General features: G+C 66.9%; 1 protein-coding gene. It reads right to left on the bottom strand.

Annotated features, from left to right (window positions below):
• The coding region (locus COV06_03905) for a hypothetical protein (GenBank protein PIR47339.1) at positions 1-335 on the bottom strand (335 nt) is incomplete at both ends.

Below are 335 nucleotides of genomic sequence, written 5' to 3' on the forward strand. Positions count from 1 at the left end.
GAGGAACCCGTCGCAGTCGTTGTCCTGCCCGTCGCAGATCTCGCTGTTGCCGGGGAAGTTGGCGCTGTCCTGGTCGTCGCAGTCGCCCTCGCAGGTCGAGGTGCCGTCCGCATCATCGTCGATCTCGTTGCTCGGGGTTGCCCCGTCGCAGTCGTCGTCCACGTTGTTGCAGAGCTCGGGCGCGCCCGGGAAGGTGTTGGCCTCCCCATCGTCGCAGTCGCTCTCGCAGACCATGTAGCCGTCCCCGTCTGCATCGACCTCCTCGTTGCCGAGGAACCCGTCGCAGTCGTTGTCCTGCCCGTCGCAGGTCTCCACGTTGCCCGGGAAGTTGGCGC

Source organism: Candidatus Uhrbacteria bacterium CG10_big_fil_rev_8_21_14_0_10_50_16 (genome assembly GCA_002774875.1).
Taxonomy (GTDB): Bacteria; Patescibacteriota; Patescibacteriia; order UBA9934; family UBA11717; genus UBA11717.